16 protein-coding genes are annotated in these 19,067 nt (G+C 58.2%); 3 read left to right on the forward strand and 13 right to left on the reverse strand.

From position 1 onward, the window contains the following. Positions 1-5: 5 nt before the first annotated feature. The 8 genes from HCH_RS17225 to HCH_RS17260 all read right to left on the reverse strand — a co-directional run bounded on the left by HCH_RS17225 (position 6) and on the right by HCH_RS17260 (position 8,599). Positions 6-1,751, reverse strand: a complete 1,746-nt coding sequence (locus HCH_RS17225) for a methyl-accepting chemotaxis protein (RefSeq protein WP_011397643.1) — start codon at positions 1,749-1,751, stop codon at positions 6-8. Positions 1,752-1,754: 3 nt separating this feature from the next. Then, positions 1,755-2,357 (reverse strand): chemotaxis protein CheW, encoded by a 603-nt coding sequence (locus HCH_RS17230; RefSeq protein WP_011397644.1) that lies wholly within the window; start codon positions 2,355-2,357, stop codon positions 1,755-1,757. Between the two features lie 50 nt (positions 2,358-2,407). Further along, positions 2,408-4,003: a CheR family methyltransferase gene (locus HCH_RS17235; protein ID WP_011397645.1), complete on the reverse strand. Its 1,596-nt coding sequence runs from the start codon at positions 4,001-4,003 to the stop codon at positions 2,408-2,410. Continuing rightward, a complete protein-coding gene (locus HCH_RS17240) occupies positions 3,978-4,448 on the reverse strand; it encodes a chemotaxis protein CheW (RefSeq protein ID WP_011397646.1) in 471 nt (156 codons plus the stop codon). The genes HCH_RS17235 and HCH_RS17240 overlap by 26 nt, the downstream gene beginning before the upstream one ends. A gap of 266 nt (positions 4,449-4,714) precedes the next feature. After that, complete coding sequence (locus tag HCH_RS17245) at positions 4,715-5,296, reverse strand: HAD family hydrolase (protein ID WP_041598749.1); 582 nt, start codon at positions 5,294-5,296, stop codon at positions 4,715-4,717. A gap of 78 nt (positions 5,297-5,374) precedes the next feature. Further along, complete coding sequence (locus tag HCH_RS17250) at positions 5,375-5,695, reverse strand: DUF4156 domain-containing protein (RefSeq protein ID WP_041598750.1); 321 nt, start codon at positions 5,693-5,695, stop codon at positions 5,375-5,377. Positions 5,696-5,745: 50 nt separating this feature from the next. Then, complete coding sequence (locus HCH_RS17255) at positions 5,746-7,161, reverse strand: GTPase/DUF3482 domain-containing protein (protein WP_011397649.1); 1,416 nt, start codon at positions 7,159-7,161, stop codon at positions 5,746-5,748. After that, positions 7,154-8,599 carry a DUF2868 domain-containing protein gene (locus tag HCH_RS17260; RefSeq protein WP_011397650.1) on the reverse strand — a complete coding sequence of 482 codons (1,446 nt, stop codon included), beginning with the start codon at positions 8,597-8,599 and terminating at the stop codon, positions 7,154-7,156. Before HCH_RS17260 ends, HCH_RS17255 begins: the two co-directional genes overlap by 8 nt. A 402-nt stretch (positions 8,600-9,001) precedes the next feature. Here HCH_RS17260 and HCH_RS17265 point away from each other — a divergent pair, with 402 nt between their 5' ends. Beyond that, positions 9,002-9,874: a substrate-binding periplasmic protein gene (locus HCH_RS17265; protein WP_011397651.1), complete on the forward strand. Its 873-nt coding sequence runs from the start codon at positions 9,002-9,004 to the stop codon at positions 9,872-9,874. Here the strand turns inward: HCH_RS17265 and gcvT are convergent. The 5 genes from gcvT to gcvH form a co-directional block, all read right to left on the reverse strand. Then, positions 9,871-11,001, reverse strand: coding sequence for a glycine cleavage system aminomethyltransferase GcvT (gene gcvT, locus HCH_RS17270; RefSeq protein WP_011397652.1), 1,131 nt, complete (start codon positions 10,999-11,001; stop codon positions 9,871-9,873). The two genes, HCH_RS17265 and gcvT, sit on opposite strands and share 4 nt — an antisense overlap. A gap of 89 nt (positions 11,002-11,090) precedes the next feature. Beyond that, a complete protein-coding gene (locus HCH_RS17275; RefSeq protein WP_011397653.1) occupies positions 11,091-12,470 on the reverse strand; it encodes an L-serine ammonia-lyase in 1,380 nt (459 codons plus the stop codon). Positions 12,471-12,544: 74 nt separating this feature from the next. Continuing rightward, positions 12,545-13,825: a serine hydroxymethyltransferase gene (glyA, locus tag HCH_RS17280; protein ID WP_011397654.1), complete on the reverse strand. Its 1,281-nt coding sequence runs from the start codon at positions 13,823-13,825 to the stop codon at positions 12,545-12,547. A gap of 72 nt (positions 13,826-13,897) precedes the next feature. Then, the gene (gcvP, locus tag HCH_RS17285; RefSeq protein WP_011397655.1) at positions 13,898-16,780 is read right to left on the reverse strand and encodes an aminomethyl-transferring glycine dehydrogenase; all 2,883 of its coding nucleotides are present in this window, start codon (positions 16,778-16,780) and stop codon (positions 13,898-13,900) included. A gap of 4 nt (positions 16,781-16,784) precedes the next feature. Next, complete coding sequence (gene gcvH / locus HCH_RS17290) at positions 16,785-17,159, reverse strand: glycine cleavage system protein GcvH (protein ID WP_011397656.1); 375 nt, start codon at positions 17,157-17,159, stop codon at positions 16,785-16,787. Positions 17,160-17,359: 200 nt separating this feature from the next. On the opposite strand from gcvH, the gene HCH_RS17295 reads away from it, so the two are divergent. Both HCH_RS17295 and HCH_RS17300 read left to right on the forward strand, forming a co-directional pair. Further along, on the forward strand, positions 17,360-18,250 hold the full coding sequence (locus HCH_RS17295; RefSeq protein WP_011397657.1) for a LysR substrate-binding domain-containing protein: 891 nt from the start codon (positions 17,360-17,362) through the stop codon (positions 18,248-18,250). 132 nt (positions 18,251-18,382) lie between these two features. After that, on the forward strand, positions 18,383-18,955 hold the full coding sequence (locus tag HCH_RS17300) for a hypothetical protein (RefSeq protein WP_011397658.1): 573 nt from the start codon (positions 18,383-18,385) through the stop codon (positions 18,953-18,955). Positions 18,956-19,067: the final 112 nt, after the last annotated feature.

Raw genomic sequence — 19,067 nt, forward strand, 5'->3', positions numbered from 1 at the left:
GTTGCTCAGGCATTGAACTGCGCAATCCGGTTCTGCATGCGCACCCCCAATTGATGCAGATTGCGCGCCGCCTGCTCCGCCTGTTTGGTGCCCTCCACATTGTCCTGGCTGGCTTTCTTGATGCTCTCCATGGCGCTCGCCACTTGATCCATGCCCACCAATTGCTGCTGGCTGGAAGCGGCGATCTGCAACGCAGCGCCGGAGGATTCTTCAATGCTGTCCGCCAGCATGCGGATGGAGTCTCCTGACAGCTTCGCCTGTTGATAGCCGCCATCCACCACTTTGCTGCCTTGCTCCGCCACCATGACCGCTTTGTTCATGGCTCGCTGAATATCATTGAGGATATTGCGCACTTGTCCGGTGGCCTGCTTGGACTGATCCGCCAGCGTTTTCACTTCCTGCGCCACAACCGAAAATCCACGCCCCTGTTCGCCGGATTTGACCGCTTCGATGGAGGCGTTGACGCCCAGCAGATTGGACTGTTCCGCCAGGTCGTTGACCGTAGCGACAATCTCCGCTATAGCCTGACTCTGCTCGCTCAGCCTCACGATACTCTCCGCCACGGCGTGCATCTGCTGACGAATCTGACTCATGCTGTCCTGGGTAGCCTCCACGGCCTTGCGTCCGTCCTGAGACACTTGCAGGGTGCGTTGCGCGGCTTCGGTGACATGCTTGGCTTTCTGATTGGAGACAGTCGCCGTCTGTTTGACTTCTTCCACTGTGGTGGTGATTTCACTGATGGCGGTGGCGGTTTCCTGGGCGCTGGCGGCGACCTGCCCGGTTGACGCCATAATTTCCTGACTGGCGGTGGATAGCACCGCCACCCCTTCTTTCAGGTCGGCGGTGAGGCTCTGTAAATTAGCGATCATGGCGGAAAACGCATTGCCCAAAATGTCGCGTTCGGAACGCGGCGCGACAGTCACTGTCAGATCCCCTTTGGCGATGGCTTCGGAGGTTTTCGCCAGCTCGCGCAGATTCTCCCCCATACGACTGAAGGCCTGACTCAGCATACCGACTTCGTCTTCCCGCTTTTCAAACTCCTTGCCATACATCAAATCCCCTTCCGCAATCTGCTCCGCCCATTGGGTCAAGTCAGCCAACGGTCCTGCTATCGATTTCGAGGTCGCCCATACTATTGTCGCCATCAACGCCAAAATGGCGGTAATGACAATAATCAGGGTCCGTCGCTGCTCATCGACTGTCTCTGCAGATTGCGCCAACGCCTGCTGAATGTTACGTTCGCCCAGATGGATTATCCGGTCCCCCAGCGCGCGTATCTGGCCGATTCGCTCAGCCTGCTCACGGGTCAGCATCACGGCGGCGGAGTCGTAATCGCCGGCGGCGATCAGGGGGATGATCGTTTTCTCCCTGGCGCCGGAATACGCCCGCCACTCATCGTCCAGCTTCTGCAGCAATTCCTGCGTTTCACTGGCGCGCGCCGCCGAAGCATTAAGCTCTCCCAGCAACTTCTCTCCCTGTAGACTGTTGCGTTTCACTTCATCCAGCAACGCTTCGCCAACTCCGCGCAACATCGCCATCTTCAGCATCAACGCCCGGTTTTCGTTGATATTGATCAGTAAATCCTTGAGGAGCATGTGCTGGGCGAACTGTTCGTCGAAGATTTTCTGTTGCGACTGCTGAACCTGCCGCAACCCCTGAAAGGCGATAATCAAAGCCGCCACGACGATCACTGCGATGAAACTGAACGCCAGAATCAACTTATTGGCGGTCTTCAGATTGCGATAGAACATACGTTATACCCTGTCATTGACGATCAGACGGGAATCATTCAGTAACTTGTACGCATCAAGCACCGCCCAATGAGATGGCGTGACCCCGAGCAGGTATTCCTTGCGCACGCCGCTCAGGTGATCAAGCCGGGTGTTCAGGGAACTCCGCGACACTATCCTTATGCCGGCCACCCGGTCCGTAAGCAGGCCGAATTCACGGCCTCCCTGTGACAACACAACGACAGAATTACGATCCGAAAGGCCTTTCAACGGCAGATCGAAGAACACGCGAAGGTCTAACACTGATACGATACGCCCGCGCACGCCGATCACTCCCAACACGTAGGGAGGCGTACAGGGAACAGGGGTCGGCGGCTTCAAGGGTACGACTTCCGCGATAAACTCCGGCTCCAGGGCGTAGGTTTCCTGAGCCAGCTCAAACACCAGGGCTTCCATGCGGTCCGACTCATCTTCCTCCTTCTCCGGTTCCGCCAACTCGCGCGCGCGATCCTGCAACCGCGCTCTGGCGGAATCCGGCGACGGATTGAACTCATTCGCCAGAAACTGCTCCACCTGCTGCAGATTACGCTTTAACGCTTCCCAGTCGGTGTAAGTTGAACCTTTCAACGCTGCTCTCCTTCCTTACAGTCCTTACAGTCCTTCAGACGCAATGCGCTTCACTTGATATCGCCGGCGATATCGTCAAACGCGCCTCGCACCAGTTCCAGCAGATCTCCCGCCGTCAGTCCTTCCCCCTCCTCCAGCGGCTGCTCCGGCGCCACAGACGCCAGCAGCTCCTTACAATTTCGCAAACAGCGCAAAGCGCGCTCAGGCTGGCCCAACCGCATGCACAAAATGCCGCTAAGATAGTGGGCCATAATGAAATCCGGTTGCAGATAGATCACCCGGGCCAGCGCTTCCAACGCCTGGCGACGCTCCGAGCGCCCGATGTGCAGAGACGTCAACAGCCAATAGGCGGCCGGCTGCAACCGATCCAGCCGAATGGCCTGATTGGCCCAGTCTTCCGCGTCCTGTATGCGATTACGGTTAGCGTGGCTGCGGGCGATGAGAATGGCGGCGTCCGCCTGCTGACGCAGCGATAGGCCTGTGCGGGCGGTGAAGCGCTGCAGATGTCGCACGGCGGCGTCGTAGTCGCCTTCACCGTAGGCCTCTTGTCCCCGTCGCCAGTCATTGTCCGCCTCGGACGCCTGTTGCTCTCTCGATAGGGTTTTCCTTTCCTGAGAATCAGACACGACAGACGCCGCCACTGAGATATCCTCAGCCGTCGCGCGCCAGGCATGCTGCTCAGTCCGCCCCGAAAGCGCATTCGCGGCTTGCAGATCTGGGCCTGAGGGTTGCGGCGCGGTTTCACGCCAACGCGACTCTTCTCCCTGTCGCCGCAGACATACCGCCTCCGGCCAGTTGTGCACTTTCTTCCCTGCCCATTGGCAGATCACGCTCTCCACCGGCGAGAGCAGCAACACCCCGCCCGGACTCAGGGACCGCTGTAAACGATCCAGCACCGCCGCCGCTTGCGAGGGGGAAAAGTACATCAGCACATTGCGACACAAAATCACGTCGCAATCGCACAGTCTTCGTTTCTCATCGGGATAGACCGATTGCGCCAAATTCAATTGAAAGAAATGTATTCGCCGCCGGAAGCGATCATGAATCGCCCACTGATTGGCGCCGATCTGAGTGAAATAACGGGCGCGCCACTGTGGGTCAGCCTGACGGAACGACCAGGCCCCGTAGTTGCCGCTTTGCGCCTTTTCCACAAATTCCGCCACCAAATCCGTGGCGATCAGCTCCACATTCCAGCCACGCATGTCGGGCAATAAGCCTTCCAACATTATCGCGAGGCTGTACGCCTCCTCACCGCTACAACAACCAGCGCTCCAGATACGCAGAGTTTTCCGTCCACTGCGGCGGCGTTGATCAAGCAGAGGAACAAGGAAGTGGCGAATCAGGTGCTGGTAACAGGCGGGATCGCGCAAGAAGTAGGTTTCGCCCACCGCCAGCTCCGTGGCCAAACGTACTTTCTGCGCGGTATCGATCTGGTCATACAACAGCGCGCGGGCGAACGCGGAGGGTTCATCGTAGCCCAGATCCAGGGAGGTCAGTTTGAGGTGGCGCTCCAGGTCGCTCCAGCGCTCCTGAGGATAATGCAACCCCCAAAGCTCGTTGATTTTCCACTGACAGGCCGACAGCAAATCCGGACTTAGCGCACTCGGGTTGGCCACGACGTCATTCATCGTGCTCAGCGAGCGCATACGCCAGCTCCTCTTTTTCCCTGAGATTGAGCAAGGTGTCGGGGTCGTTGATGTACAACACGCCATCGGGAAGGCAAACGACGCCTTTCAGCATCGGCGGTCGTTCTGGAATCTCCGCGCCGTCCAACATCGTGGAGCGGGGAAATATGCTGACGCCGTCAACGCTATCGCAGGTAAGAATCAGGTCCATGGCGTCGGCGCGCACCCACAGGAAGCGATCCTCCAGCGCCGTCGCGCGAGGCGGAAGCCCCAGGCGCAATCGTAAATCCGCCACCGGCACCAGTCGACCGCGCATATTCAACACGCCGCATATCACCCGCGGTCCTGAAGGCAACGGGTTGATCGCCGCCGCTCTGAACACTTTCCTGACTCGCGTCAATTCAACTGCGTAGGGCCTTTCGTCCAGACGAAAGACTAGCAGCTGAATGTCCTCCCCGCCCTGCATAGCAATTCTCCCTGCACTGTCTTATCAACAATAGACCTCTCCCGGCGTTTTACCAAACCCGGACAGCGCCTATTTAGCGCCGCTTTTCGTTATCGGGAGGGGCGCAGACACAAGCAGCCCAGCATACAGCTGACCGCAGCGGCCATGGAGCGCCGAGCCGTTACTTGCAATATCGGCGGCGCACAACGCGCAAACTTAACGAAAAATAATGTTCAGGATCAGGGCGGGGGGATTCACTGCCGGGTCAGAGAGGCTGATGAGATCGTTCAGCGTCGAGGCGACAATTCTTCAAAAGCGCGAATCACGCAGTCTGCATGTTCTTGATAGATGTGATTACGTTCATTCAGGTAAAGACAGGCGATCATATTGGCGTTGCGGGCCGCCTGCAGGTCAAAAATATAATCGCCGACATAGATCAGCTCACCACAGGCCAGCCCCCAGGTTTCGGCGATGCGCAGCAGTCCTTCAGGGTGCGGTTTGGGCTTACAGTCTTCGCGGGTCAACGCCAGCTCAACGGGAATGCCCAGCGCCTCAATGGCGATACGAGTGGCTTCGCGCATATTGCGAGTCAGAATCGCCACTGGAATATCGAGTTCCCGCAGCGACATCAACAGTTCTTTCGCTCCCGGCATCCAGGTCGCCGCACGCGCTCCGGCGATTTCATGGGCTTCCACTACCTCCCAGGCTCTGGCGACGGCGTCAGGATCATCCAGCGTCTGCAGATGCTCAAGAATGGGCTCTCCCTCCGGAAAGCCCAGTTCCCGCCGCATGGCGTCAAAGTCCAGACGGGAATCCACCAAGGTGCCGTCCAGATCGAAGATAAATCCTTTAACGCCATTGAGGTTCATAAGACGCAATCCAGGCGGAATCATCCGCTCAAAGCCCGCCGAACGCCGCTCGTTCTGCAACCGGCGTCAGAATACAGATCAGTATGGGCACTGATAGATAGCGAAACGCTGACGTCCATCAATGGAAATTTCACTATCAGGAACGACTGTGTTGCCGCCCAAAGCCGCCGCTTCGTTACGCGCCAGCGTAGACAGCTCTTCGAAAATGACTTTTTCGTCGCGGCTCAGGATACCCACGCGGCTGACGCCATTGGAGGTGGTGGTGCCCAGTTTCTGGCAGTTCGCCACTTCATTTCTCTTGGCCACCTTGACGGTTTCGCCTTCCGGCGTCAGAGAAACCCACGAACACCCGGAGGCCATTAAGGTTGTCGCAATCAATACTAACGTTGCTTTTCTCATCTTCTCTTCCATATTTTTCAGAATGTTAGAGTGTTTTACTAAAAAGTTTCTCAACTTTTTACCAGAACACCCGGTAAATTAGAACCTATTGTCTTGATAAACGCCACTCGCTCTTGGTCGTCAACATCACAACCGGGGCGCAGACTGGACCATTCCGGGTTGCTCCGCGCCTTGCGCAACCAGCGCGACCAGTCCCCCGGCAGTTCCGGGGAGCCGCCATCCGCCAGGGCCATGGGCTGCTGCGACGCATGTCCCCGCTTTTGCAGCGCTTCAAATAAATACTGTTGCCGCAGCCACAATACTTTGAGGGTGGATTCGTCAACGCACAACTTGCGTTGTTTACGTATCGCCGCCGTCAAATCTTCGCGATAACGCCGTCCGGTCTGCAATACCACACCCGCCAGCGCACCCAGCGCCGCCGCTGCGCCCAGGGTGAGGCCGCCGGCCATCAAATCGACGCCAACCCCGACCGCCGCGCCGGCGGCGGCGCCGCCGCCGGCTTCTACGCCCATGCGCTTCATGTTGTCCGGGTCGAACAAATCCAGCTCCCACTCACCGTCGCGCACCGGCAGATCAGCGATGGTCACATCTTCGTCGGCGAAGCGGAAGATTTGCAGCAAATCGGAAACGCAATCAGATTCCGCTTTGCGCACCTGTTGCTGCATTTGCGTCGCCGCGGACTGGATTTCCGCCGCTTCATTGGCGGTCATCCGGCGAAAACTGGCCACATCGGTCCATAGCCCAGCAATGCGTTGCGCAGCGCTGTCAATTTGCGCGTCCCACTGTCTCTGCCTTTCATCAATGAGCTTCTGTAAATCATCATAACGAGCGGCCATCAATGCCTGCATTTTCTGATAAAGGCGCTTTTCATCCTCAAAGTTGAAGGCGACCGTATCGAACTCAACCTGGGCGTGCAGATTCAACGCCGCCAGTTGCTCCCGCCATTGCGCCAGATTGGAGCGCGGCGCGGCGATAAAGTTCAGCACGGGAATCACTGGACGCGCCGCATAACTCAACACTTTCAGCTCGTCCCGGTATTTTCCCAACACCGGCTCGCGGACATCCACGACATAGAAGATCAGTTCATCCTGCAATAACTGTCGGATCACCTTGGCTTCTTGCGAAAACTGAGGATAGCGATCCAGGTCCTGAATAAAGGCGCGCAACCGCCCCAGTCCGTTATCCTGCTCCGGTCGTAGCTTTTCGAGCGCTTCCAGCAGCTCGATGGAGTCTTCCAGGCCCGGGGTGTCGAACAGAGTGATGACCGGGGTTTCGTTGACCAGAATCTGCCCCGCCTCCACATGCCGCGTGGCGCCGGGATGATTGGAGATAACGCCGAATTTCAGATCGCGCAGCAAAGTGCGCATCAGGGAAGTTTTACCTGCATTAGTGTGGCCGACCACCGCCACGGAAATCGGATCGCCGCCGATACCTGTCCGCGTCTTAGCCAGCGTTGCGTTATCCATGCTTCCTTTCCCCTTCGGCATGCGTCCCGATCACCCTGTGTACGACCCGTTGCGGTTCTATCCCGCATTCCGCCGCCAATTGGTGCCAATCACAGATACGAACGTCCCGCCCTTTCCCGTCCTGCTCGAAATATCCCGCTGTCTCAAACAGTTCCAGCCATGTGAGCATTTTGCGCTCTTCCGTCAGTTGCGTCAGAAAACGCTTCAAACCGCGATCTGGAGAGCGTTGCAGCGACACCGCCAGCACCAATGGCGCCTGTTTCAGCGCCTGGGTCCGCTGCAGCGCAGCATGTTGCCCTTCCCGATCCACTACATTACCCAGATTAAACGTTCCGGGAACGCTTTCCGCCGCAGCCAGGTGTGCGCTGTCCAGTTCGACGCCAAGCCAATAGCTTTGGGTCGGTGGGGTCTCTTCCCGCGCCTGTTGAGGCTCGGGGCCTGTCTGCGGGCGACCGCCTTCATCCGCATCCACCACGCCCAGCACCCGGGTGGCCGGAATCAGCTTCTGCTTCAAGCGGACATAATAAGGGCGCGCCAGATTCAGGCGAAAAGCGGCGCGAGCGCGTCCGTACGCCATCCAGGACGCCGCCAGCAATAAGAGACGAGGGATGATTCCATAGGTCAGCATGCCGCCCAGCAGCAGGCCGGACCATGCCTGACGCGCGGCCTCAGCGTTAGCTGGCGAACCGCCAATACGACTGGCGGCGATTTGCTCGGGCGTCGGCGCAGAAAAGCCAAGCCATTGCGGCAAAATCGCCAGGCTTTGAGTCAGTGTCTGGAAAGAAGATTCGGACAGGATGGTGGTTTCCCAAATAAAGTCATACTGACGAGCGGCCAGCATTAGCAGAATCATTGCTGATCCACCCAATAAGTAGGACAGCCATAACGCATGCGACAGCCGGCTGAGATTCCAGCGCCCCACCGCCCCGGCGTTCATAATAGCGAACCATGCCTGCGCCGCAGCGGCGTCTGCGCTGTTCTTGCCGCCCAACCTGGCCATCCAATAGCCCACCGCCCATTCCAGCGTCTGGCCGAGCATGCCTGTTTTAGCCCTGCGCGACGCCAGCGCCATGCCGCCCGCCCACAACGCCAGCATCAGCGTGTTGACGCCCAACAGCGCCAGCAACAGCCAGAAGAAATTCACACTGCCTTGTTGCGCGCCGTCAAACGCCTGCCGAGCCGCCAGTGCGCCCAGGCAAAATAATAGCGCTGTTGCGACAAAGGCGACTTTTTTCGCCGCCTCCGCCGTCTTTTGCAGGCGCGCGCTCAAAGCAACGCCTTCCCCCATCTGCCGGGCCCGGTCCAATACATGTTGCTCCAGTCCCTGACCCGAGGTATGCGCGGGCTCCAGCAACGCAAGCTCCGCATACGCCTCGTTTTCCTGAATATGCCGAATCGCTTCAGCCTGCAGCCGGTCGTTGAACTTATCCGGCATCATGCAACCTTACCCTGACGTTATTCGACGCCCCCTGCGACGAATAAGATTCAGCGATGTGTAATTTCAAAGCGGTTCCTCTGGCTCGTATCAGTCATCAGGCGAGTCCGTTGTCCCACGGCTCCCTGTTTGTCATTCTCTTGCGCTATAAAACACCCCGAAGCGGTCAGGCGACGCGCGCTTCGGGTCGGCCTAATAATACCTATTCGCCGCTCGCAACGACAAGCTCGGTCGGTAATGCGCCTGACATACCCTTGTGTTTCAGGAATATTAGCCCTTCGCTTGCCTTTAAAGTGGGCTATGCTAATTCTAATAGAAAGCAACGCACTGATACGCCCGGGTTTTCAGCCAGAGCCGATGCTTACCATCCTGCATTCATAAAAAGCGCATTAGCCGGTATCAAAGATGTTCGCACCCAAGCTCGTTCTGTTGGCGTCTCTAAACTGTTTGCTGGCTTCTTTCGCACCACATTCTCAGGCTGAGCAGCCGCCCTCGGTCGAGATCAACTATTACATCGTTGAAGACCTCGCCAGCCCATTTCAAATTGCTTCCGAGGGCGTCAGCAACGGCGGTCTTATCACCGATCTGGTGGAAATCATCTTTCGCGACACGCCACTGCGCGTGGTCCCCAAACCACTGCCGGTAAACCGTCTGCACCGGATCATCAGAGAAAACACCCAGTCGGTTTGGCTATCCTACGACGCCAAAGTGTGGAACTCGTTGGCGGATGTCGGAGACTTTGTGGAAGAACCGCTGTTCACCGTCAACCACGCCCTGCTCACCTGTCATGACCAACCCAGGAGTATCGAAACGGAAGCCGACTTATTTGGCATGACTTTGGCTATTCTCGATAACTTCAGCTATCCCGAGCTACGTTTACTGGAAGAGCGCGGCTCCTTGACGCTGACAAGCGTGGAAAAATACGAACAAGGCTTTCGTTTGGCGGCCGCCCGGCGTGTGGATGGGTTTGTAGAGATGGAAATTCGTCTGCGCTACAACCTGACGCAGGAAAACGAGACCTCATCGGATTGCTATCAATTCCTCAACATGGATGCGGTGATACCGCCCTACGAGATCTATCTCAGTTTGAGTAAGCAGGCCAGTCCAGAATTACGAAACATGGTGACGCAGCGGGTCAGGCAGCTCAAAACCAGCGAGGACTACAGACAGGTCTTCACCCGCTACATGGACAGACGCATCAGAGTGGATCAACCAAAGCGGGAGGGAGCGGCTTTCACCGTCCCCTGCCCGCCCGCCTGCCCTACAGCGGCGAATTAGCCTCTGTAGTAGCGATGCTCAACGAAGGTCGCTGATACGACGGTCACCGGCACTTCTTTACCGCGCACGATGGCTTTCAGCTCAGTTCCCATGGCGGAGCAGTCAGCGTTAACGTAGCCCATCGCCACCGGCTTCTCAACGCTGGGACCGTAGCCGCCGCTGGTCACGACGCCAACCACTTTCCCTTCCCCGTTGACGATCTCGACGCCTTCGCGCACTGGCGCCCGGCCTTGCGGAGCCAGACCAACGCGCTTACGGGGAGAGCCTTCAGCAAACTCGCTCAGCGTCACGTCCGCGCCGGGGAAACCGCCTGCGCGCTCGCCATCGGCGCGACGAGGCTTGGACAGCACCCATTTCAGATTCGCCGCCACCAGATTGGTGTCCGTGTCCAGGTCATGGCCGTACAGACACAGACCGGCTTCCAGACGCAGAGAGTCTCTCGCGCCCAGGCCAATAGCCTCGACGTCCGGGTGCGCCAGTAATTTACGCGCCAACGCTTCCGCACGATCCGCAGGCACGGAGATTTCGTAACCGTCTTCGCCAGTATAGCCGGAACGAGTGACGAAGCACTCCGCGCCGTCCAGCGTCGCCCAGGCGCCGGTCATGAAAACCAGCTTGGTCAGTTCTGGAGCCAGTTGCTCCATGACGCCCGCCGCAGCCGGACCTTGCAGCGCCAACAGCGCGCGGTCTTCCAACACCTCGATTTCCACCTTGTCGCCAAGATGCTTGCGCAGATGCGCGATATCCTGCTCTTTACAGGCGGCGTTAACCACCAGGAACAGGTCTTCGCCGGTGTTGGTGACCATCAGGTCGTCCAGAATGCCGCCCTTGTCATTGGTGAACAACGTATAGCGCTGCGCGCCATTCTCCAGACCGACGATATCGCCGGGGACCAATGCTTCCAGCGCTTCCGCCGCGCCAGCGCCTTTCAGCCGCACCTGCCCCATGTGGGAGACGTCGAACAGTCCAGCCTTGGCGCGGGTGTGCAAATGTTCTTTGATAATGCCTGCGGGGAATGTCACCGGCATGGCGTAGCCTGCGAATTCAACCATCTTCGCCCCGCACTCCACGTGCAGGTCATACAACGGGGTTTTCGCCATTTCGGCGTTGTTATGACTTTCAGCCATTGCTTCGTCTCCCTAAAGGCGTCACCGGGGACGCCATTGTTCGCATGAAATTCTGTGTTCGCCGAAGCCGGTCCCGCAGGACCGGCGCATCAGCATTCGATTACGTTCACCGCAAGACCGCCGCGAGCGGTCTCTTTGTATTTGGTCTTCATGTCGGCGCCGGTGGCTTTCATGGTTTTGATCACCTTGTCCAGGGACACGAAGTGACTTCCGTCTCCCCGCAGCGCGATACGCGCGGCGTTGATCGCTTTCACCGAGCCCATGGCGTTGCGCTCAATGCAGGGCACCTGCACCAGTCCGCCAATTGGATCGCAGGTCAGGCCAAGGTTATGCTCCATGCCGACTTCCGCGGCGTTCTCCACCTGCTGAGGCGTTCCGCCGAGCACTTCCGCCAACGCGCCTGCCGCCATGGAGCAGGCCACGCCCACTTCGCCCTGACAGCCGACTTCGGCGCCGGAAATGGAAGCGCCTTCTTTGTACAGCACGCCGATAGCAGCCGCTGTCAGCAGGAAACGCACGATGCCGTCTTCATTGGCGCCGCCAACGAACCGATCATAATAGTGCAATACCGCAGGAATGATGCCTGCCGCACCGTTGGTCGGCGCCGTCACCACTCTGCCGCCGGCGGCGTTTTCTTCATTCACCGCGAGCGCATACAGATTCACCCAGTCAAGAACGTTGAGCGGGTCCTTCATGGCTGACTCCGGCCGTCTGGACAGCGCGCGATGCAGTTCCGCCGCGCGACGCTTCACTTTCAGACCACCAGGCAAAATGCCCTCTTTACGGCAGCCGTTCTCCACGCAATCCTGCATTACCTGCCAGATGCGCAGCAGACCCTTGCGCACTTCTTCTTCACTGCGCCAGGTCTTTTCGTTCTCCATCATGATGCGGCTGATGCTGTAACCGGTGGCGCGACAGTGCTCCAGCAACTGCGCCGCCGTGCGGAAGGCATATGGCAGCGGCGTGGTGTCAGGGACGATCTTGTCTTCGCCCACCGCGTCCTCGTCCAGAACGAAGCCGCCGCCGACGGAATAATAGGTCCGCGTCCGCAGGGCCACCGCACCATGGTTAAACGCCGTAAAACGCATGCCGTTGGGGTGATAAGGCAAGGTGGCGCGCTTGTTCATCAGCAGATGTTCTTTCTCCACGAAATCGACTTCGTGCAGACCCAGCAGACGAATGCGGCGACGGGTGCGAATGCGTTCGATCTTCGCCTCCACGTCATCCGTATCGACATCTTCCGGGGTTTCCCCCTCCAGCCCCAGCATCACCGCTTTATCGGAGCCGTGCCCCTTACCGGTGGCGGCCAGAGAGCCAAATAATTCCGCCTTGATGGTGATTACCTGCTCCAGCAGGCTGTCCCGTTGCAATCCCTGCAAGAATTGACGCACCGCCTTCATAGGCCCCACGGTATGGGAGCTGGAAGGGCCGATGCCTATTTTGAGTAAATCAAAAACGCTTACAGCCATAAATCATCACTCGCAACGGAGCCGTGAAATCTTGAGAAACCCGCCCGCTAAGCGGACGGAGAGGCCGGAGCGCCTCACAGGGCGGCTCCGGATTTGGCGTTGGCGCGGTAGACAGGGAAGTCGCGGCAGATGCTCAGCACCTTCTCACGGACTTTCTCTACGACGCTTTCATCGCCCATATTGTCCAGCACATCGCAAATCCAGTTCGCCAGCTCTACGACTTCTTTTTCTTTAAAGCCGCGAGTGGTGACGCCTGGCGTCCCGATGCGCAGACCGGAAGTTACGAACGGCGACTGCGGATCATTCGGCACCGTATTCTTGTTAACGGTAATGTAAGCCCGACCCAATGCGGCGTCGGCGTCTTTACCGGTTACGCCCTTATCGATCAGGTCGATCAGGAAAAGGTGGTTATCCGTACCGCCGCTGACGACTTTGTAGCCGCGCGCCTTCACAGCGTCCGCCATGGCTCTGGCGTTATTCACGACCTGCTGCTGATAGTCGCGGAACGCCGGCTCCAACGCCTCTTTAAACGCTACCGCCTTCGCTGCGATTACGTGCATCAGAGGACCGCCCTGAATGCCAGGGAAAATCAAAGATTGCAGTTTCTTCTCAATCTCTGGGTTGGATTTCGCCAAAATCAGACCGCCGCGTGGGCCGCGCAAGGTTTTGTGCGTGGTAGTCGTGGTGACGTCGGCGATTTGCACCGGGCTTGGATACAGACCCGCCGCGACAAGACCCGCGACGTGCGCCATATCAACGATCAGGTACGCGCCAACACTGTCCGCAATGTCACGGAAACGCTGCCAGTCCACCACTCGCGAATAAGCTGAGAAACCCGCAATAACCAGCTTCGGCTTGTGCTCTTTGGCCAGACGCTCAACCTGATCGTAGTCGATTTCACCGGTTTCCGGGTTCAGACCGTACTGCACGGCGTTGAAAATTTTGCCGGAGAAGTTGGGCTTGGCGCCGTGGGTCAGATGACCGCCGTGGTCCAGGCTCATGCCCAGAATGGTGTCGCCAGGCTTGGCCAGGGCCAGATACACGCCAGCGTTGGCCTGTGATCCAGAATGGGGTTGCACGTTGGCGTAATCAGCGCCGAACAGTTGCTTGGCGCGGTCGATGGCCAATTGCTCCGCAACGTCGACGTGCTCGCAGCCGCCGTAGTAACGCTTGCCGGGATAGCCTTCCGCGTATTTGTTGGTCAAGACGCCGCCTTGCGCTTCCATCACCCGCGGGCTGACGTAGTTTTCGGAGGCGATCAATTCAATGTGTTCTTCCTGACGGCGCTTTTCCGCATTAATGGCCGCCGACAGCTCGGGATCGTAATCAGCGATCCGCATATCTTCGGTAAACATGGCTCGTGTTCCTCTTTCAGATTCTTATTTTGCGCAGATGAAGCGGGACGCGTGTGCGCCCCGCAGTACTGCTTAGTCCTCGTACTCAGTCATCGGAGGACATGCGCACACCAGGTTGCGGTCGCCGTAAACGTTGTCGATGCGACCTACCGGGCTCCAGTATTTGTCCGCTTTCAGCGCCTTCAACGGATACACGCCACGCTCGCGGCTGTATGGACGATCCCAGTCGCCCACCAGGTCCGCCGCTGTGTGCGGAGCATGGTGCAACGGGCTGTGATCCACGTCGTATTCGCCGTTCTCAATTGCGCGGATTTCCTCGCGGATAGCGATCATGGCGTCGCAGAAGCGATCCAGTTCCGCCAGAGACTCACTCTCGGTAGGCTCGATCATCAGTGTGCCAGGAACCGGGAATGACATGGTCGGCGCATGGAAGCCGAAGTCGATCAGGCGCTTGGCGATATCGTCAACGGTCACGCCGCAGCTGTCTTTGAACGGACGCACGTCGATGATGCACTCATGCGCCACGAAACCTTGCGACCCGGTATACAGCACGGGATAGTGCGGCTCCAGACGCTTGGCGATGTAGTTGGCGTTCAGAATCGCCGACTTGGTCGCTTCCGTCAGACCTTCGCCGCCCATCATGCGGATATAAGTCCAGGAAATGGGCAGAATGCCCGCGCTGCCCCAGGGCGCTGCGGAGATAGGCGCAATCGCTTTGTCCGCGGTCTCGCCCATGGCGCTGTGGCCAGGCAGGAACGGAGCCAGATGCGCCGCCACGCCGATAGGACCAACGCCGGGACCGCCGCCGCCGTGCGGGATACAGAATGTTTTGTGCAGGTTCAGGTGCGATACGTCACCGCCGAACTGACCGGGCTTACACAGGCCAACCATCGCGTTGAGGTTGGCGCCGTCGATGTATACCTGACCGCCGTGCTGATGCACGATGGAGCACACTTCGCGGATGCCTTCTTCAAATACGCCGTGAGTGGACGGATAAGTGGCCATCAACGCCGCCAGTTTGGCGCTGTGCTGTTCGGCTTTCAGACGCAGATCATTCAGATCCACGTTGCCGTTGTCGTCACACTTCACCGCTACGACTTTCATGCCGACCATCTGCGCAGACGCAGGGTTGGTGCCGTGTGCGGAATTGGGGATCAAACAGACGTCGCGATCGCCTTCTCCGCGGCTGTGATGATAGGCGCGAATCGCCAGCAGACCCGCGTATTCGCCCTGAGAGCCCGCATTGGGCTGCAGAGAGAACGCAGCGTAACCGGTCGCAGCGCTGAGCATGCGCTCCAGATCAGCGATCAGGGCGCGATAACCTTCAGTCTGGTCCAGCGGCGCGAAGGGGTGAATCGCGCAGAAGCCATCCCAGCTCACCGGGGTCATTTCCGTGGTGGCGTTCAGCTTCATGGTGCAGGAGCCCAGCGGGATCATGGTGCGGTCGAGCGCCAGATCCTTGTCCGACAGGCGACGCAGATAACGCAGCATTTCCGTTTCGGAGTGATAACGGTTGAATACAGTGTGCGTCATGAACGCGCTTTGACGGCGCAGCTCGGCAGGAATCGCATCCTTGGCGGAGGAGTCCAGCGTCGCGACATCCGCAACCGGCTTGCCGGAGGCGAATACATGTAAAAGTGCGGCGACATCTTCGCGGGTAGTGGTTTCGTCCAGTGAAACGCCCAGGGTGTTATCATCGATGCGCCGCAGGTTGATCTTCTGCTGCAGAGCGGCTTGATAGACCGCGTCTGTATCGCCGCCAGTGGCGACGGACACAGTGTCAAAGAAATGCGCCGTGTTGACGCTGCGTCCGGCCTGTTTCAGGCCTTCCGCCAGGATGGTAGTCAGGCGATGCACGCGACGGGCGATGCGCTTGAGACCTTCCGGACCGTGGTAAGCGCCGTACATAGAAGCGGTAATCGCCAGCAGCGCCTGCGCGGTGCAGATGTTCGAAGTCGCATTCTGACGACGAATGTGCTGTTCACGGGTCTGCAGCGCCAGGCGGTAGGCTTTGTCGCCGTTGGCGTCTACAGAAACGCCCACCAGTCGGCCCGGCAGAGAACGCTTGTATTCGTCTTTAGTGGCGATGTAAGCCGCGTGGGGACCGCCGAAGAACAAGGGTACGCCGAAACGCTGGCTGTTGCCGATAGCGATATCCGCGCCCAGTTCGCCCGGAGGCGTCAACAGGGTCAGAGACAGGATGTCAGCCGCCATAATCGCCAACGCATTGGATTCGTGAGCGGTTTTGATCAGTTCGCGGTAATCGCGAACATCGCCGTTGACGCCCGGATATTGCAGCAACACGGCGAAGTAATCATGGTTCTGTAAGTCTTTCTGCGGATCGCCGACAACCACTTCGATGCCCAGGGGCTCAGCGCGGCCTTTCACCACTTCGATGGTTTGCGGCAGGCAGTCTTCCGCGACAAAGAATACGTTGCTCTTGTTCTTGCCGTTGACCCGACGACACATGGTCATGGCTTCCGCCGCCGCGGTGCCTTCGTCCAGCAGAGAGGCGTTGGCCATTTCCATCCCGGTGAGGTCGCCAATCATGGTTTGGAAGTTCAACAGCGCTTCCAGCCGGCCTTGGGAGATTTCCGGCTGGTACGGCGTATAAGCCGTGTACCAGGCGGGGTTTTCCAATACGTTACGGAGGATGACAGTCGGCGTCAGGGTGTTGTAGTAACCCATGCCGATGTAGGTTTTGAAAACTTTGTTACGTTCAGCGAAGGCTTTCAGTTCCGCCAGCGCCTGCGCTTCGGTGCAGGGTCCGTCGAGTTCGAGACCTTCCTTAATGCGGATGGTTTCGGGAACGGTTTTGCTGATCAGCGTCTCCATGTCGGCCACGCCCAGCGCGTTCAACATGGCGGTCTTTTCCGCTTCATCCGGGCCAATGTGGCGACCGATGAAAGCGTCCCGCTGCTCCAGTTCAGCCAGAGTTTCGCGTGTATCGCTCATGATCTTACTCTCCTGTCAGCGCCTTATAAGCCGCGTCATCCATCAGCGACTCAACTTCAGAAGCATTGGATAGAGAGATTTTGTAAATCCAACCTTCTCCGGTAGGGTCTTCGTTCACTTTCCCAGGTTCGTCGCTCAGCGCTTCGTTCACGGCGACCACAACGCCGCTGACGGGGCTTTTGATATCGCTGGCGGTTTTCACCGACTCCACTACGCCGATATCTTCGCCCTGGCTGACTTCACGGCCCACTTCGGGCAGCTCTACGAAAACCAGATCGCCCAGTTGCGCCTGTGCGTAATCTGTAATGCCCACAACACCGATCTCATCGGACTCCATGGACAACCACTCGTGATCTTCGGTGAATTTCAGACCGCTCATACGTAACATACTCCTCAATTGGAACCGGTTGGAATAAATTATCCTTCTGAGCCCGCCCCAGGACGTATCGACAAAGAGAGACGCCGCCGAAACAGGGCTACAGCGATATCGTTTTTATATAACTGAACCATAACTCCGGGCTATTGATTTGTGAAATTAATAGTTAAAATGCATTTATTTAAAATATTTATGGTAACGCTGTGAATTATCTCCCCACCGATCTCCTGCAAACCTTTGTCGCCGTAGCGGATTATGGCGGTTTTACCCAGGCCGGCGACGCGTTGGGACGCTCACAGCCGGCGATCAGTCTGCAGATCCGGCGACTGGAAGAGTTAGTCGGCGCCACGCTGCTGCTGCGTAACAACAAGGCGTTGGCTCCCACTCCGGAAGGTTTGATTCTGTTGCAGTACGCCCGGGATATTCTCGCTCTTAATAAAGAAGCCATGATCAAACTGTCACAGCCGGAGCTGGCCGGCTGTCTGCGGTTAGGCATTCCTAACGAGTTCGCCAGCTCGTTGCCGGAGGTGCTGGGCAAGTTCTCCCAGGCGCACCCCAACGTCACGCTGGAGGTCACCTGCGATCTTAGCTCCAATCTGGTGGAGCGTTATCGCTCTAAAGAATTGGATCTGGTATTCGCCCTGCATACCAGTTTGCGCACTATCTCTCCGGAAGAAGGCTGGATGGAGGATCTGGTGTGGGCCACCAGCATTCACCATACTTGTCATACCCGGCATCCGGTGCCGCTGATCGTCGCGCCGCGGGGCTGCGTATACCGACACCGCATTATTGAAGCGCTGGATTCCATGAGCATTCCCTGGCGCATTGTGTATACCTGCGCCAGTTTCAGCGGCATCCGCGCTGGCGTCCTGGCCGGTCTGGGCGTCACGGTATTGGGTAAAAGCATCGTGCCCGAAGGCTTACGCGTAGTGGAGAGCAGCGACTACCTGCCGGCCTTGCCGGGCGTGCAAATGCGTCTTTTATACAACCGGGAGCAGACCTCTCCCGCCGTGGCCGGCTTCGTGCAGTTTATTTCCCGCACCGCGCCGGTGGCCGGAGACGGTTTGAGTCTGGATGGGCTACGCGCGGGCTAAATCAGTTCATGCAAATTTATTGACGGAATCTGATCAAAAAACGCGCTACTTGTTTTTAACGCCCCCTCATGGGCGTATTATCAGCGAAAGCCTTGCAATCAAGTCATTTGTCACGATGGCGGGAGGACGACGATGTTTCGTTCATGCACGATTCTTCTGGCTCTACTTATTTCAGTCACAGCCATGGCGGAGGGGGTGTTCGTGAATCGCGCGCCCCTCGACGCCCAAGTGGCCAACTACTTCGCGCAGGAAGGGATTCGTCTGCAACCAGGCCAATACTGGTACGACGCGCACACCGGCGCCTGGGGCTTTGAAGGCGGTCCGACGGTTGGCGTCACTTATCCGGGGCTTCCTATCGCGGCTCCTCTGCCCGCGGACATCTCCGGCGGCGGCACTGGCATTTTTATCAACGGTCGGGAAATTCACCCCAGCGAAGCCATGGCCCTGAGAAACTACTTTGGACAGGCGATTCCCGGGCGTTACTGGCTCAACGCCGCCGGCGTCGGCGGCTATGAAGGCGGGCCCGCCTTCTTTAACCTTGCGCCGATGTTCAGTAATCACGGCGGCTCCGGCGGTCGCGGCCTGGGTCATAACGGTCGTGGCGGTTCTGTCATCAGCGATGGAACCACTTCCGGATTTATTTCATCCGACCCCAGCCATGGCGTCAGCGTCACTTGCGGTCCTGACGGCGGCTGCATTTATTAATCAGGCAGACAAATAGCTTCCTTCTATTTGTCTGAAACGACAGGGCCTGCACAGGTCAGGCCCTGTCTCCCGCGGCTAACCGCCGCGCAGGCGCATCCATGCGCCTGATTAT

It is taken from the genome of Hahella chejuensis KCTC 2396, from assembly GCF_000012985.1.
Lineage (GTDB): Bacteria > Pseudomonadota > Gammaproteobacteria > Pseudomonadales > Oleiphilaceae > Hahella > Hahella chejuensis.